This window comes from Labrenzia sp. THAF35 (assembly GCF_009363595.1).
GTDB classification, from domain to species: domain Bacteria; phylum Pseudomonadota; class Alphaproteobacteria; order Rhizobiales; family Stappiaceae; genus Roseibium; species Roseibium algicola.
In genome coordinates, this window is record NZ_CP045380.1 from 4,398,725 (window position 1) to 4,414,309 (window position 15,585).

General features: G+C 57.7%; 13 protein-coding genes. 1 reads left to right on the forward strand and 12 read right to left on the reverse strand.

Annotated features, from left to right (window positions below; all coding sequences use genetic code 11):
- The 10 genes from FIU93_RS20175 to FIU93_RS20220 form a co-directional block, all read right to left on the reverse strand.
- The gene (locus tag FIU93_RS20175) at positions 1-915 is read right to left on the reverse strand and encodes an ABC transporter permease (RefSeq protein ID WP_022998630.1); all 915 of its coding nucleotides are present in this window, start codon (positions 913-915) and stop codon (positions 1-3) included.
- Positions 908-1,996, reverse strand: coding sequence for an ABC transporter permease (locus FIU93_RS20180; protein ID WP_022998631.1), 1,089 nt, complete (start codon positions 1,994-1,996; stop codon positions 908-910). Before FIU93_RS20180 ends, FIU93_RS20175 begins: the two co-directional genes overlap by 8 nt.
- Positions 1,996-3,561, reverse strand: a complete 1,566-nt coding sequence (locus FIU93_RS20185) for an ABC transporter ATP-binding protein (RefSeq protein WP_062491649.1) — start codon at positions 3,559-3,561, stop codon at positions 1,996-1,998. Before FIU93_RS20185 ends, FIU93_RS20180 begins: the two co-directional genes overlap by 1 nt.
- 42 nt (positions 3,562-3,603) lie before the next feature.
- Positions 3,604-4,617: a xanthine dehydrogenase accessory protein XdhC gene (gene xdhC / locus FIU93_RS20190; protein WP_152506542.1), complete on the reverse strand. Its 1,014-nt coding sequence runs from the start codon at positions 4,615-4,617 to the stop codon at positions 3,604-3,606.
- Positions 4,617-6,953 carry a xanthine dehydrogenase molybdopterin binding subunit gene (xdhB, locus tag FIU93_RS20195; protein WP_152506543.1) on the reverse strand — a complete coding sequence of 779 codons (2,337 nt, stop codon included), beginning with the start codon at positions 6,951-6,953 and terminating at the stop codon, positions 4,617-4,619. Before xdhB ends, xdhC begins: the two co-directional genes overlap by 1 nt.
- Positions 6,937-8,421, reverse strand: coding sequence for a xanthine dehydrogenase small subunit (xdhA, locus tag FIU93_RS20200; protein ID WP_152506544.1), 1,485 nt, complete (start codon positions 8,419-8,421; stop codon positions 6,937-6,939). Before xdhA ends, xdhB begins: the two co-directional genes overlap by 17 nt.
- Before the next feature lie 336 nt (positions 8,422-8,757).
- Positions 8,758-9,708 carry a LysR family transcriptional regulator gene (locus tag FIU93_RS20205; RefSeq protein ID WP_022998636.1) on the reverse strand — a complete coding sequence of 317 codons (951 nt, stop codon included), beginning with the start codon at positions 9,706-9,708 and terminating at the stop codon, positions 8,758-8,760.
- 13 nt (positions 9,709-9,721) lie between these two features.
- A complete protein-coding gene (locus FIU93_RS20210) occupies positions 9,722-10,699 on the reverse strand; it encodes a quinone oxidoreductase (RefSeq protein ID WP_152506545.1) in 978 nt (325 codons plus the stop codon).
- 229 nt (positions 10,700-10,928) lie between these two features.
- Positions 10,929-11,645 carry a CDP-alcohol phosphatidyltransferase family protein gene (locus FIU93_RS20215; RefSeq protein ID WP_062488756.1) on the reverse strand — a complete coding sequence of 239 codons (717 nt, stop codon included), beginning with the start codon at positions 11,643-11,645 and terminating at the stop codon, positions 10,929-10,931.
- A 180-nt stretch (positions 11,646-11,825) separates the two neighbouring features.
- Positions 11,826-12,761, reverse strand: a complete 936-nt coding sequence (locus tag FIU93_RS20220; protein WP_152506546.1) for a DUF2182 domain-containing protein — start codon at positions 12,759-12,761, stop codon at positions 11,826-11,828.
- 178 nt (positions 12,762-12,939) lie between these two features.
- Here FIU93_RS20220 and FIU93_RS20225 point away from each other — a divergent pair, with 178 nt between their 5' ends.
- Complete coding sequence (locus FIU93_RS20225; RefSeq protein WP_152506547.1) at positions 12,940-14,142, forward strand: UbiH/UbiF family hydroxylase; 1,203 nt, start codon at positions 12,940-12,942, stop codon at positions 14,140-14,142.
- 20 nt (positions 14,143-14,162) lie between these two features.
- On the opposite strand, the gene FIU93_RS20230 is transcribed toward FIU93_RS20225, so the two are convergent.
- Both FIU93_RS20230 and FIU93_RS20235 read right to left on the reverse strand, forming a co-directional pair.
- Entirely contained in the window at positions 14,163-14,585 is a 423-nt protein-coding gene (locus FIU93_RS20230; RefSeq protein ID WP_152506548.1) for a DUF1801 domain-containing protein, read from the reverse strand.
- Positions 14,586-14,627: 42 nt separating this feature from the next.
- On the reverse strand, positions 14,628-15,584 hold the full coding sequence (locus FIU93_RS20235; RefSeq protein ID WP_062488760.1) for an AEC family transporter: 957 nt from the start codon (positions 15,582-15,584) through the stop codon (positions 14,628-14,630).
- Between the last annotated feature and the right edge of the window lies 1 nt (position 15,585).

The following is a 15,585-nucleotide window of genomic DNA, read 5'->3' on the forward strand; positions in this document are numbered from 1 at the left end:
TTACCGGTCTGGAACGAATGGCTTGCCGAGACAGGCTGGCGTGTTGACGAGCGTCAGTCTGCGGTTTGCCGAAATGAGCACAAGCACCAAAATAGTCGCAAGGTACGGCAAGCTGGACAGCAGTTGGGACGGAATGTCCAGCTCAACTGCCTGGGCGTGGAGGTTCAGCACACTGACTGCACCAAACAGATAGGCGCCAACAACCACGCGCAGCGGCAGCCAGGACGAGAACACGACCAATGCCAGCGCAATCCAGCCTCGGCCTGCAGTCATGTTTTCAACCCACTGAGGCGTATAGGCAAGCGACATGTAGGCACCCGCAAGACCTGCACAGGCGCCGCCAAAAAGAACCGCTGCGAACCTGATGCGAATAACGGAATAACCAAGAGCGTGAGCCGACACGTGGTTGTCACCAACAGACCGAAGCACGAGGCCAAGCCGGGTCCGGAACAGGAAATAGGCGACAGCGATGACCAAGGCGAAACTCACATAAACGAGCGCGTCCTGCTGGAAGAAGACAGGCCCGAAGAATGGAATGTCGGACAGTACAGGAATGTAGAGATCTGGAAGTTTAAGGCCTGGAATGCCGATGAAGGCCTCCCCGATCAGGCCCGAGAAGCCGACGCCGAGGATGGTCAGGGCAAGACCGGTTGCCACCTGGTTGGTTACCAGGACGAGCACCAGGAAGCCAAAAAGTGCCGACATGGCCATGCCGGCGGCAATTGCCGCAAAGACGCCGAGCGTCCCGGATCCGGTCTGATTGGCGACGGCGAATCCGACCACGGCCCCCATGATCATCATGCCCTCGACACCAAGGTTCAAAACACCGGAGCGTTCAACGACGAGTTCGCCGATCGCAGCGATCAACAGCGGTGTTGCCGCGGTGATAACGGTCAGGAGAACGGCTTCAAACATGGGAGACCTCCCCTGCCGAACCACGCCGGCCGACAAATCTGATGCGATAGAGGATGAGTGTGTCGCAGGCGAGTACGAAGAACAGCAGAAGGCCCTGAATGACACTGGCAATCTTGTTGGAGACACCCATCGCCGATTGCACCGCTTCGCCGCCGATATAGGACAATGCCAACACGAAACCCGCGACGATGATACCGAAGGGATTCAGCCTTCCCAGAAAGGCGACGATGATGGCTGTAAATCCATAACCGGGAGAGATGGTCGGGAGGAGCTGGTTGAGTGCGCCGGACACTTCCATCGTACCGGCAAGGCCTGCTAGACCACCGGCAATTGCGAAGGAAAACAGCGTCAGTTTCTTTGCAGAAAAACCGGCAAAGCTGCCTGCGCGAGGACTTTCGCCCATCACCCTGATCTCGAAACCCTTAATGGTCTTGCCGAGGACCACCGCAAGCACGACTGCGACGATCAACGTGATCGGGGCCGCATAGCTGAGTGACGTGCCAGGGACGGTGGACAACGTGGCGGCGTCGGAGAAGAGCGCCGATTCCGGGAAGTTGTAACCGCCGGGATCCCGCCACGGTCCGCGAACCAGGTAGTCCAGCAAGAGACTGGCGACATAGACAAGCATGAGGCTGGTCAGGATTTCGTTGGTATTGAACCTGGTTTTCAACAGCGCCGGGATCAGGGCCCAGAGTGCCCCTCCAATAGCGCCGAAAGCCATCATCAATGGAAGCGTGGCAGCACTTTCGAAGTCCGGCATCAGAATGGGCAGAGCAGAGCCGAACAGCGCGCCGACGACGAACTGGCCTTCAGCACCGATGTTCCAGTTGTTCGACAGGTAGCAAACCGACAAGCCGCAGGCGATCAGGATGAGCGGTGTTGCCTTGGCGATTGTCGCGTTGAGAGACCATTCTTGCGTCAGTGGTTCAATGAAAAACTTATATAATCCGAACAATGGGTTATGTCCGGATATTGAGAAAATGAGTCCGGCTGCGATTGCGGTCAGACCAACAGCGATCAACGGCGACAGCAGTGCCATCTTTCGGCTGTGCTCTTTTCTTTTCACGAGTTCGACGCGCATCAGGCAACCTCCCCTTGCGCTTCCGCGCCGCCTGCCATGAGCAGGCCGACCCGCTCGCGGTTCATGTCTGAAGTCGGCTCGGCCGCAGACAGATAACCTCTGGAAATAACCGCAATCCGGTCGGCGATTTCGAAGATTTCATCCAGGTCCTGGCTGATCACCAGCACCGCCGATCCGGAGCGGGCAAGGTCGATGAGTGCCTGCCGGATAAGAGCGGCGGCACCGGCATCGACACCCCAGGTTGGCTGGTTCACGATCAGCACACCAGGTTTGCGGTCCAGCTCGCGGCCGACTACAAATTTCTGAAGATTGCCCCCTGAAAGGGAACGCGCTTCCGGATCGTCATGGGACATGCGCACGTCGAAGGACTTCTTGATGCGCTGTTCCATCTTGCCTGCATTGGCATTTGAGACAAAGAAACCACTGACCAGCTTGTCGCCGGTTCTGTGGCGCGTTAGAACGATGTTCTGCGATAGTTTCATGCCCGGTACGGCGCCGTGGCCGAGACGTTCTTCTGGCACGAAAGCCGCGTTCTGCCTGCGTCGCCAGGTAATGTTCCTGTTGCCGCAGGGCTTGCCGTCCAGAACGACCATGTCGGCTGCCACTGGCATTTCACCGGAGATCGCGTCGAAGAGTTCACCCTGGCCGTTGCCTGCAACGCCGGCGATCGCAACCACCTCACCGGCCCTGAGATCCAGCGAGACCTTGTTCAGCGCTGTTGCGAATGGCGTTGCGGCTTTTGCGGACAGGTTCTTCAGGGCAAGCCGGGTTTCGCCGATCTGCGGCTTTTGAGAGCTGGCGCTTACGGAGGCAACGTCGGCTCCCACCATCATGCTGGCCAGAGATGCCGGTGTTTCCTTGGTAGGATCACATTCGCGCACCACCTGGCCATGCCGGAGGATCGTCGCGTGGTGACAGATGCGTTTGACCTCTTCCAGCCGATGGCTGATGTACAGAACGGCGCAGCCTTCCTTGGCCAGACGCTCCAGCGTCAGGAAGAGAAGATCCGCTTCCTGGGGCGTAAGCACCGACGTCGGTTCGTCCATGATGATCAGCTGCGGTTCCTGAAGCAGGCATCGGACAATCTCGATACGCTGGCGGATGCCGACCGGCAAGTCTGCGACAATGTCGTCCGGATTCAGGGGCAAGCCATAGTCGCGAGACACGGATTGGATCCGATTGGCAAGCTCAGACATTCGCCCCGGATTTGGCAATGCCAACGCGATATTTTCTGCAACCGTCAAGGCTTCGAACAGCGAAAAATGCTGGAACACCATCCCGATGCCGAGTTCGCGGGCAGCTGCCGGGTTGCCGATGTCGACCCGTTGGCCCTGCCAGAGAATTTCACCGCCGTCCGGCTCCAGTGAACCGTAGAACATTTTTACGAGGGTCGATTTGCCTGCGCCATTTTCGCCAAGGAGTGCATGTATTTCACCCTTGTTTATGACGAGATCGACCCTGTCGTTCGCCAGAATGTCGCCAAATCGTTTGGTCAGGCCCCGGGCATCGAGCAAAGTATCCTTTCCGGATCTGCTTTGCCGCGCCGTGCCGCCGTCCCCTGTCATCGTTTCTGTTTCTGCCACGCCGTCCCCCAAGCGAATGCCGCCTTATTGACCAAGTGTTAGTTTTTGTGCAAGCCCCCCGCCTGCAGCGGCCTGTTGACGATTTCCAGCTTCGTCCCGAACCAGCAGATCGACAGCTATTCCTGCAGCGATTGCAGCCGGTTGTTTTGATTTGACTGAAGTCACCCCGACGGGACAGGCCATGTTTGCCGTCAAAGTGTCATTCAGCCCCCGGGCCTTCAGTCGTTTCAGGAAGCGCGCCCGCTTGGTTTTGGAGCCGATCACACCGCAATAGGCAAAGCGTTGTTGAAGCAAGGCACGTGCCATGATGTCTTCATCCAGGGCGTGAGAGTGGGTCATCGCCAGGACAAAGGCGCCATCAGGGGCTTGTTCAAGGCAGACAGCTGGATCAGGGTTTGAAACTTTCCGAACATTTCCCGGAACCGCAGCTGGAAACTGGTCCGCCCTGCTGTCGATCCATGTCACGCTGAATGGCAGAGGTGCGAGCGCCAGGACAACCGCTTTTCCCACGTGCCCGGCACCAAAAAGATAAAGTTCGCGCCGCTTGCTGCCAAATTGCTCGATCAGCAATTGCTTGCCCGTTTTTTGGTCACGTTGAAGGAAGAAGCGGTTCGTTGAAACGTCCGGCAGCAGATCGCGTGTCTGCACCACACCGTTCACAATACTGGCCTCGGTGGAAAACTGCGTTCCGTCGTTCTCCCGAAGCGAGAGTGTCTGAGCCATTTCAAGCGATGACGTTGTCAGCACCTCGATGGCGATTTGCGTACGCCCACCGCAGCACTGACCGAGGTCCGGGCCAAGCGAGACATTGTGGAGCTCAAGGCTGGCCATGCCATCCCGGAGAGCTTTGTGGGCACGGCGGATGGCTTCGAACTCAAGCGTGCCGCCACCAATCGTGCCATAAAATCCACCACCAGCCGTTACCACCATACGAGCACCGTCTTCGCGTGGTGTCGAGCCGTCGGCACGAGCAACGGTTACGAGTGCACAAGCGGCGTTTTGCTTCAAACAGTCGGCAATGTGCCCCCAGACCTTCATCAGGAGATCTTCCTCCGGCGCATATCCTGGACGGCTTTCATGATTGCCTCAGGTGTTGCCGGTGCGTCCAGATTGGGAACAACTCCTGGGCTGAGGCTCGCGACGGCATCATTGATGGCGCAAAACACTGCATTGGCCAACATGACAGGCGGTTCGCCAACGGCCTTGGACCGGTAAACGGTTGCTTGAGGGTTGCCGCTGCCTTCATAGAGACGGACGTTGAATTCCTCGGGAATGTCGGATGCTGTCGGGATCTTGTAGGTCGAGGGAGCGTGGGTACGAAGGCGCCCCTTTTCGTCCCAGACCAGTTCTTCGGTGGTAAGCCACCCCATCCCCTGAACAAAGCCACCTTCGATCTGCCCCAGGTCAATCGCAGGGTTCAGCGAATGGCCGACATCGTGAAGAATATCCACCCGGTCGACGGTCATCTCGCCGGTCATCGTATCGATTGTCACCTCGGCGCATGCGCCGCCAAAGGCAAAGTAATAGAAGGGGCGCCCGGTAGCGCTTTCCCGCTCCCACGTTATCCCTGGCGTTGCGTAATAGCCTGCGTGTGAAAGCTGAATACGTGCCATGTGCGCCAGCTTGGCGACTTCCGAAAGGGCAAAGCTCTGGTCACCGACAACCACCTTGTTATCGCCGAAGAAGATTGCTTCCGGTCCGCATTGATGCAGTTCGCACAGGAAGGTTATCAGTCGGTTCTTGATTTCCTTCGCCGCCAGCTTGGCGGCCATGGCGTTGAGGTCTGTCCCGGAAGATGCAGCCGTTGGGCCCGTGTTGGGAACCTTTGAGGTGTTGGTGGCGGTGATGCGTACCTTGGTCAGGCTGACACCGAATTCCTCCGCAACAACCTGCGCCACTTTCTGATACAGCCCCTGGCCCATCTCGGTGCCACCATGGTTCAGATGAATCGAACCGTCGGTATAAAGATGAACGAGCGCACCGGCCTGGTTGAGATGTTTCAGCGTGAAGGAAATGCCGAACTTAACCGGTGTCAGGGCCAGTCCCTTTTTCAGAACAGCGTTGTTTTCGTTGAAGAAGCGCACATCATCACGTCTTGCCCAATAGTCTGAACTCTCTTCCAATTGGGCAATCAGGTCATGCATGACCTGAAACTCTTCCACCGGCATGCCGAAAGGCGTCAGGTTCCGTTCCCCGTCATAGAAATTCAGCTTGCGAATATCGAGCGGGTCCTTGTCGAGACTGATCGCGATCGCATCGATCATGCGTTCGGCAGCGAGCATGCCTTGTGGTCCACCGAACCCGCGGAATGCGGTGTTGGAGCAGGTGTCCGTGCGCAAGCGCCGGGAGCGGATGAGTGCATCCGGGTAGAAGTAGCTCGAATCGGCATGAAACAGCGTTCGATCATTCACACCGAGTGAAAGATCGACGGAATAACCGCAACGGGCCAGGAATTCCATGTCGACGGCGCGGATGCGACCTTCGCTATCGTGGCCGACCTGCCAGTTGACCTTAAAGTCGTGCCGCTTGCCGGTCATGATCATGTCATCGTCGCGGTCGAGGCGGATCTTGCAGGTTCGGCCCGTGTGACTGGCTGCGATGGACGCCAGGGCAGCCCATTGGTTCGCCTGCGATTCCTTGCCGCCGAAACCGCCTCCCATGCGGCGAACCTCAGCCGTGACAGCGGCATCGGGCACTCCGAGCACCTTGGCAACCGTGTGCTGGATTTCGGTCGGGTGCTGGGTCGAGGAATACACCAGCATGCCGCCGTCTTCCTGTGGCTGGGCCATGGCGACCTGGCCTTCCAGGTAAAAATGCTCCTGTCCGCCGATTTTCATGCTGCCAGTGAGGATTTCCTCGGCTGCGTTCATGCCGGTTTCAGGCGAACCACGCCGGAACTGATAATCAGGAAGCACTGTGGTGTCGGCGTCGACAGCGTCTTCAGCCGTCAGGATGGGGGTGATCGGTGCAATATCGATCTTTGCCTTCAACACCGCTTTGCGCGCCAGGTCTCTTGTTTCGCCGACGACGGCAAAGGCGACCTGCCCGTAAAACAGGATTTCATCCTCGGCGAAAACGGGATCATCGCCAAAGGCGGATGAACAGTCATTCTTTCCCGGGACATCCTTTGCGGTCAGGACGGCAACCACACCAGGTGAAGCCTGGACTTCGTCAAGGTCCATTGCCAGGATCCTGCCCCTGACAGCCTGCCTTGACCAGCCGGGCACAACGTGAAGTGTACCAACGGGTTCGACCATGTCGTCGATATAGGTCGCCGTACCGGAAACGTGTTTAGCCGCGCTGTCATGCGGCAACGCCTTGCGGACATGCTTCAGAGGTGTTGTCAGGTCATTGGGGTCAAGCTGCGCGGTCATGGCCTGCCTCCCGCTTGGCAAGCACACGGAGTTCTTCCGGTGCGGTGCCGCTGACCTCCATAAGGGCCTTTGCGAGCAACGCCCGCGCCGTTTCCATTCGGTACTCGGCACTTGCGCGCATATCTGTCAGTGGTGTGTAATCGGACAGCAATGCCTGCATGGCAGCGCCCCAGGTGGACGGATCGTCCAGCGAAGCTCCTTTCAAGGCAGCTTCCGCACCGGTTGCCCGTTTCGGTGTTCCTGCCATGCCGCCAAAGGCGATCCGGGCATCCGTAACCATGCCTTCTCCATCCACAGTCAGGCGGAATGCTCCCATGACGGATGAGATGTCCTGATCGAAGCGCTTGGTGATCTTGTAGCAACGGAAAGCCTGATTGGCAGAAAGCCGGGGCACGAAGAGACCGGTGACGAACTCTCCCGGTCTGCGATCCTGCTTGCCGTAGTCGATGAAGAACTCTTCCAGTGGCAACGCCCTTGAGCCTTCTGCAGAATGCAGTTCCAGAGTTGTCCCCAGAGCGATCAATGCGGGTGGTGTGTCGCCGATCGGCGAGCCATTGGCGATGTTGCCACCGACTGTTCCCGAGGCGCGAACCTGCTTCGAGCCGATCCGGCGCCAGAGTTCACCCAGGTTTGATGAAATGCCGGTCATGGCTTCTTCGGTCGCGGCATAAGTAGCCGTTGCGCCGATCAGCACTCCGGACGGACTGTCTTCCACACGGTCGAGGCCCTCTATTCGGCCAAGCCAAATCATCTTGGGCAAGTCGCGCAGATGCTTCGTGATCCACAGACCGACATCTGTCGCCCCGGCAACAAGGGTCGCATTGGGGTGCTGGCCGTAAAGAGCTGCCAAACCGTCAAGCGTTGCCGGCGAGGAAAAGAAGCAGTCGCTATCTCCGATGAAGACATCGCTGCTGTCGGACAATTGTCGCAACTGTTCCCGCGTTTCATGAGCACGCCAGGAAAAAGCATCGTCTGCAGCGTCAAAACAAGAGTCCAACGCCGCGTCGATAATCGGCCTGTAGCCGGTGCACCGACAAAGGTTTCCAGCCAGCCATTCGGTTACGGTCTTGCGTGATTTTTCCGCCCCTGCGTCATGATAGAGCGTGAAAAGCGTCATGATGAAGCCGGGTGTACAGAACCCGCATTGTGAGCCATGCATCTCGACCATCGCGGCCTGAACCGGGTGGAGCCTCGTATCGTCGGAGAGGTCTTCGACAGTCACCAGTTCAGCGCCATCAATCATGCCGAGCAACTGGATGCAGCTGTTCACGGGCTGATAGACCAACTTGCCGTCGATCAATCGGCCAAGCGCGACGGTGCAGGCCCCGCAGTCACCTTCGCCGCAGCCTTCCTTCGTTCCGGTTTCGCGGCGGCGGAGGCGCAAGTAATCGAGAACGGTTTCCGTTGGACCGACATTCGAAAGTTCAACGATTTCACCACCCTTGAGGAAACGGATCGTGTCACGCATGGTCCTGCTTCCCCATGTTAGCCAAAACCGGACCGGAGACATCTGATGCGTAACAGTTTGAACACTCCGCACGCATTGGGAGCTTTGCATCACGAGCCGCAAAATGGTGGTCATGGAGCACCCGGTGCGAAGCGTACGGACCAGGTGCCTTACCCATGCGCCACAGCCTGCTCAGCAGGCCGCTTTCGGGCCCTGCCAAGGCTGTATTCAGATCGTGCGTAGGCAAACGCCCCATCAGTTTTCTCCCTCGCACGGCGCATTGCCGCAAAACTGTCACAAAAAATGTGCCTTAAAAAAACATGGAACCAAAGCGCTCATTTGAGACCGCAATGTTGCCTATTTGGCATCAAGAGCTGAAAGTTGGTCCCTCAAAGCGAACACGGCATGGTCGAAAAACATGCCCGGCGCAAGCGCAAGAGCACGTAGAGACGACGTTACCACACAGAGTCGGTCGGCCTGAAGCGGCGTATCGGACAAAGGTTTGAAGATTAGGAAACCGTTGGCAAGGTCGTCCTCGCAACCGATCATCGTCTGAAAACCAATTACCTGTTCCTCCCTGGCAAGGGCTCGCATCAGCCTGAGCGAATTGGCCTCCACATAAGTGCGCGAAGCGCCGGGTATCCGGCTTCGAACGATGTCCAGGCGGGTGCGCAGTGACAGTCCTTCTGCGGGCAGCGCCACCGGATATTTCAGGCAGTCTTGCAGTCCAAGTGTTTTCGCTCCGGCCAACGGATGATCCGGACGCATGAGTGCTCCGATCACGAGATCATGGTGAAAGGCTGTTGTGAGAGCCGAGGTTTCCGGCGGGTCGAAGGTGAAGCCGACATCCGCTTCAGCCGCCTCCACCTTTCGGGCGGCTTCTCTGGATGAGGAAATCGAGACATTCACGTGAATGCCGGGATAGCTCTTGCGAAACGTGCTGATGACCGCCGGGAGGAGCTTTTCGGCAACGCTTTCGACGCTTGCAATCGAAACCGTACCGCGTCGCAGTCCCTTCAAGGCGTCGAGTTCGGCAACCGTGCCTTCGAAATCGGAATAGGTGCGCCGGATATGTGCCAGCAGCAATTCTCCGGCTTGCGACAGACGCAGGCGCCGGCCGACACGGTCAAACAACTGTAGTCCGAGCGCCTCTTCCAGCCAGAGAACCTGCCGGTTTATGGCAGATGACGCCACGTTGAGCTCCCGGGACGCGGCGCGGATCGAGCCGGCCTCGGCGACGGCCAGAAAATAGCGCATCGCCGGGCTGTAAAGATTTCGAGAAAGATCCTGTGCTCGTCCGGACCGCATGAATTTCCTGCTCTTAGGGGATCAGGACCGTGGTGCCGGTGGTCTTGCGGCCTTCAAGGTCCTGATGCGCCTGAACGGCATCGGCAAGCCTGTATTCCTGGTTGACGCCGATCTTGACGATGCCTTTCTGGACGACATCGAACAATTCGCCCGCGGTCGCTTCCAGTGCTTCGCGGCTGGCGATGTAGCTGAACAGCGTCGGCCGGGTTGCGAACAGAGAGCCTTTCTGGGCGAGGAGCGCCAGGTTGAAGTCAGCAATCGGCCCGGAGGACTGACCGAAAGTGACCCAAAGGCCCCTCGGTTTCAGGCAGTCGAGCGATCCGGGATATGTGTCCTTGCCGACACTGTCATAAACAACATCGCAGCCCTTGCCGCCGGTAATATCCTTTACCCTGTCGACAAAGTTTTCAGTCCGGTAGTTGATCACGTGCTGGTAGCCGTGTGCCTTTGCAAGTTCGACCTTTGCTTCCGAACCGGCAGTGCCGATGACAGTGGCGCCGAGATGTGCCGCCCATTGACCGGCAATCAGGCCGACGCCTCCGGCAGCAGCGTGAAACAACAGTGTCGTGTCCGGGCCAACGGAATAGGTCTGGCGCAGAAGGTACTGTGCCGTCATCCCCTTCAGCATCATGCCGGCAGCGGTCTTGTCATCAATCCCGTCTGGCAGGACGACAAGACGATCAGCGGGCACAATTCTTTCCTGCGCGTAGGCACCGAGCGGGCCAACGTAGGCAATACGGTCGCCGGGGCTGAGATGTATCACACCCTCACCGACCGTCTGCACGACCCCTGCCCCCTCGTTGCCGGGGCTGAACGGCACGCCGGCAGGAGCTGGATAGAGGCCGGAGCGGAAATAGGTATCGATGAAATTGAGGCCGACTGCCGTATGGCGGATGCGCGCCTCACCTGGGCCGGGCTCACCTACTTCGATATGTTCCCAGCGCATGACATCCGGTCCACCGGTTTCGTGTACGCAGATTGCTTGAACCATGACTTTATCCCCGGGGTGATGGGCCGAGACCGATTTGGTCTTGCGGCAATTGAAGTTGGCAAGACCATAAATGATTTCAACGCCATCGGAAAAGGTCATTCCGAAGCATAAATGGCATCAGGCGTTCGTGACGCTTCCTTCCGGTCAGCGCTTCAAGAGAAAGCGCGGCACAACACCGGCACCTTGGTTCGCGCCAGTGCCAAAACTTTATTTTGAATGTAGGGAAAGGTCAGTCGACCCTGTCGAGCAATTGCTGAACAGCAGAGACCAGCAGCAAATAGAAGCTGGCAGCCGTGAATGCCCATGCGAGCGGGCCGTTCAAAACCATACCATCCAGAATTGCGTAGGCGGCCAATCCCATCCAGAGCAATGTCACCGGCAAGGTAATCATGCGCCAGCGACGCACGCGGACAGGATGGACAAAGCGGACCGGTGCGAACGTCAGTGCGCAGCACAAGAGCACGAACATGATCGTGAAGCTTTGCGATGGCGACAGAACCATGAGGCCGAAAACGACCATGTTCCATCCAGCGGGAAAACCCTTGAAGGAGCCGTCGGGTGTCTTCATGCCGTTGTCGGCGAAATAAAGAGCGCCGGTAAAGACCACGAGCCCGCCACAAATCCAGTTCCAAGGGCTTGTCAGCATCAAGCTCCAGGAAAGCGCGAAAGCGGGAAGAAACACGTAAGTGGCGTAGTCGATCACGAAATCCAGCGAGGCACCGGACCAGCGAGGCAGACGCTCCGCAATCTTGTAACGGCGCGCCAGCGGGCCATCGATGCCATCGATGAAAAACGCGAGTCCAAGCCAGGCGAACATCTCCGCCCAGTTTTCACGCGCACCTGCCAAGAGGGCAATAAGAGCGATCGGAGCACCGGAAGCCGTCAGGATATGGATCAGGAACAGAGCGGGCTCAGTCCTCTCTTTACCTGGTGTAATATCCGCCACGGGGTTCCCTCACTTTATGATCTGAACGCAGTAAACTGGTGCATTTGCGTTCTGAGATGTGTGCGGTTCACGATTGACCCGCTGGCCCATGGATCACACACTGACGCTGATACGGTCCTTTATTGCAATCGTATGACAGTGTGAACCTAAAAAACAGTCCCCGCACCAATAGCAGTGAATTTAGGTTGCCGCATTTCCCAAAAGGATGAGGGAAACGAGGATACCTGCCCAGACCAGCAGAACAGCCCCGATGGCAGGTGGCAGAATGCGGCTCGGGAACGTCTTTTCAATGGCCATCAACGCGCCGAGTAGCGCGATCCAGACGATGTTCATCAGGCCGACCGCGAACATGACAGTCATTACCGCCCAGCAGCAGCCAAGGCACACCCAGCCCTGCACCAGCCCTTCCCGCAAGCCAGACATCGCACCCGGCCCAGCATCGTCACTGGCAAACACCCAGCGCGGATACCAGCAGCGCCGGAGACAGGCCTTCTTGGAGGGGGTGAACTGATATAAACCAGCGGCAAAGAGGACCGACGTCGTCAGAGCCATGCTTGCAGGAGCCATCATATTCGTCATGGCACCTGCCCTTGACAAAGCCCATTGCGCCGCGGTTGCTGCAACCGCATAGCCAAGCCAGACCGCCAGATAGCCGAACATTGCGGTGATAACGAGAAGTACCGGCGTTGCCGTACCGCTGAACTGCGCCGAAATTTCGGTGTAATAGGCCCGAAGCATCGGCACGGCCGTGGGCAACATCATGGCAAGGGCCATCATTGCCCACATCAGGAAGATCTTCACAAGATCAACCGTCGTCATGTCCGCACCTGGCATTCCGAATGTTGCGCTGGACGGCAGGCAAAGAACCGCAAGTGCGGCCCGCGCTTCAGCAGGCAAACCTGCGAACTGGTTGAAACTGTTGAGAATCACCATGCCGGGGCCGGCTTCGCTCATATCCATGACCGGTACCATGTCGGCAACCATTGCAATCAGATATGCCCAGCCGGCGGCGGCCAGTATCGAGACCAGCACAAGCACCAGCGGCCAGCCACGCATGTTTTGTTCCGGCTTGGTGGAACCGGCCTGATTGGAAGGTGTGCGGGTCAAACTCGTCATTTCGGCCTTAAGGTGGCGTGTTGGTCCGGGGTCTTGAGACGTCTTAGCGGATTAGTCGAAGCAGGCATTTGATCTTACTCATGGTCGACCTCGAATGCCCTGCGTGTATTCGTCCCGTTGATTTTGAGCCCGCAAACAGCAATTTAGATCTCAAGATCAAATCAGATGGAATTTTACCATGTCCAGCAGCCACGCGCCGGAACAGTTTGACATTGCAATCGTCGGCGGCGGGCCATCCGGGCGAATTGCAGCTCTTGCTCTGGCCCAGCAGGGGCTTTCCTGCGTCCTGATTGCCCCCTCAATGGAAATCAAGGATGGCCGGACAACCGCGCTGTGGCAACGTTCCATCGATCTGTTGCGCGATATTGGCGTCTGGTCGGACATAGAAGGCAACGCCGCATCCTTGAAGAAGATGCGCATGATCGACAGCACGGGGCGGCTTTTTCGTGCACCTGAAGTGGTCTTCGACAGTTCTGAACTTGGCCTCGAAGAGTTTGGTTTCAATATCTTGAACAGTGAACTTAATGTAGTGCTTGAAAAATTCTGTGCTGCGCAAGCCGGACTTGAAGAGATTTCGGAAACCGTCGAGAGTGCCGAGTTCGGAGACGAACACGCTACTCTTGTCACCCGCAAGGGTCGGACGATTTCTGCCAAATTGGCCGTAGCCGCAGATGGCCGCCGGTCGACACTGCGTGAAGCGGCAGGGATTGAAGTTAAAAGCTGGTCGTATCCGCAGGTGGCTGTTGTTCTGAACCTTGAGCACCGGCTTCCACACCAGCAGGTCTCGACCGAATTCCATACTGCGACAGGTCCGTTCACACTGGTACCGCTCCCCGGCAGACAGTCGTCACTTGTTTGCGTGGAAACTGCGGACGGTGCTGCAGATCTGTTGGCGATGACGGAGGAGGAGCTGGAAGCGGAGCTCGAACGGCGGGCGCATTCGATTCTGGGTCGTTTCAAACTGTCTACGAAACCACAAAGTTTTCCGCTTTCAGGACTGACTGCCACTTCCCTGGTTGGGCCGCGCCTGGCGCTTGTGGGCGAGACCGCGCATGTCTTTCCGCCCATCGGAGCGCAGGGTCTAAACCTGTCGTTGCGTGATATCCGGGACCTCATCTCCGTCGTGGCATCGGCGGTGCGCGCGCACGCCGACTTTGGTGGCAAGACCGTTTTGAGTGCTTATGAGAAGAAACGGTTCAGCGATATCCGGACACGGACAAACGCGGTGGACATGCTGAACAGATCACTGCTGACAGGCTTTCTGCCGGTCCAGGCTGCGCGAAGCGCGGGCATGTATCTGGCCGGCAAGATTGGTCCGTTGCGGCGCTTGCTCATGCGGGAGGGCATTGCACCGGGAACCGCGTTTCAATTGCATCGATAGACGGCTTTTTGGTGCTGCCTTCAAACACGTGACTGTGCTGCTGATCGCTTGGCGCTGTGATACGTCAAGGCCATGACGATCATCTGACGGAGCGCATCTTCTGGCAACGGCTGGCCTTGACTGAAGTGAACGCTTCTATCGCCGCCAAAGACGAGTTCCGGGAACATTGTGCGCCAGTCAGACACCAGTGAAGATTGACAATTGACATAGAGAGCTACGTCCCCTGCCCCGGAATTGTCCCGGTCTATCCGGATTGTCGTTCCGGTTTTCGGGCGCTTCGTCAGATAGCTGGCCTGACCCCATTTCAAGGTTTCTTCCAGTTCTCCGATATCGTCGCGCTGCGTCGCCGTCTCGGTGATCAATGACCTGATGGTCAGCAGTCTTTCGCGGATATCCGCCGAGTAACTTTCGAATATCGCAAGGACTTCCGGATTGCCTTTCACCACAAGCCCTCTTGTTGTTACCGGGATGCCTGGCTTGATCGTCTAACCACCGGTTGGAAGGAAACCGCTCGTCAGCGCCCAGATGAAACCGGTAACAGTGACGATCGACAAGGCCGTTCCTATCAGTACGAAGCTCGACGCCCGCTGAACATACGTCCCGTATTGCTGCGCGATAACAAAGACGTTTGTCGCCGGCGGCAGGCAGGACATCAGAACTGCAGTTGCGATCCAGTTGGGATCGAAGCCGCCAAGCCATGTCAGGAGCAGAAAAATCAGGATCGGGTGCAACAGCAACTTCACACCCAGCACAAGCGGCAGTTCCAGCGGTATCCGACCGATCGGACGAAGCGCAATGCTGACGCCCATGGCAAAGAGGGCGCAAGGTGCTGCCGCGTTGCTGAGATAGCGCAGAAGCGTATCTATCGCTTGAGGTGGCTTGATCTCCAGCGCGGCGGCGAAGACGCCGGCAATCGTAGCCAGGATGAACGGATGGGTGAAGATCCTGACCACAATCTTCTTCAAGGTCCCAAGGATCGATTCTTCTTCGGTACCGGCCAATGCCATCATCAGCGGCGCCAGAATGAACATCAGTGCATTGTCAAAGGCCAGAATGAGCGCGGTCGGTACGGTTGCCTGCTCACCCAGAACAGCCAGCGTCAACCCCGGCCCCATGTAACCGATGTTGGAATAGGCGCCGGCAATGCCCAGGATCGTGGATTCGCCGATGTTGCCGCGTGTTGCGACCACACCTATGCAGAAGGAGATCGCGAACACGATGTAGGTCGTGAAGGTCGTGGCGGTAATGTAGGACGCATTTGCGAGTTCTTCGATCGGTGTCTCAGACAACAGACGGAAGAAGAGCGCCGGAAGGGCCAGGTAGATCACGAAGAAGTTCATCCAGCTCAGGCCTGCCTCGGGCAGGTTCTTGATCTTGCCGGCACCGAAGCCGAGAAGGATCAGTCCGAAAAACGGAAGAGCCAGTGAAATGACGTTCTGCATT

Excerpts from the sequence above, each read along its gene's own strand:
- FIU93_RS20175 (WP_022998630.1), bottom strand. The coding sequence starts at position 915 with ATGTTTGAAGCCGTTCTCCTGACCGTTATCACCGCGGCAACACCGCTG.
- FIU93_RS20180 (WP_022998631.1), bottom strand. The coding sequence starts at position 1,996 with ATGCGCGTCGAACTCGTGAAAAGAAAAGAGCACAGCCGAAAGATGGCA.
- FIU93_RS20185 (WP_062491649.1), bottom strand. The coding sequence starts at position 3,561 with ATGACAGGGGACGGCGGCACGGCGCGGCAAAGCAGATCCGGAAAGGAT.
- xdhC (WP_152506542.1), bottom strand. The coding sequence starts at position 4,617 with ATGAAGGTCTGGGGGCACATTGCCGACTGTTTGAAGCAAAACGCCGCT.
- xdhB (WP_152506543.1), bottom strand. The coding sequence starts at position 6,953 with ATGACCGCGCAGCTTGACCCCAATGACCTGACAACACCTCTGAAGCAT.
- xdhA (WP_152506544.1), bottom strand. The coding sequence starts at position 8,421 with ATGCGTGACACGATCCGTTTCCTCAAGGGTGGTGAAATCGTTGAACTT.
- FIU93_RS20205 (WP_022998636.1), bottom strand. The coding sequence starts at position 9,708 with ATGCGGTCCGGACGAGCACAGGATCTTTCTCGAAATCTTTACAGCCCG.
- FIU93_RS20210 (WP_152506545.1), bottom strand. The coding sequence starts at position 10,699 with ATGGTTCAAGCAATCTGCGTACACGAAACCGGTGGACCGGATGTCATG.
- FIU93_RS20220 (WP_152506546.1), bottom strand. The coding sequence starts at position 12,761 with ATGACGAGTTTGACCCGCACACCTTCCAATCAGGCCGGTTCCACCAAG.
- FIU93_RS20225 (WP_152506547.1), top strand. The coding sequence starts at position 12,940 with ATGTCCAGCAGCCACGCGCCGGAACAGTTTGACATTGCAATCGTCGGC.
- FIU93_RS20235 (WP_062488760.1), bottom strand. The coding sequence starts at position 15,584 with ATGCAGAACGTCATTTCACTGGCTCTTCCGTTTTTCGGACTGATCCTT.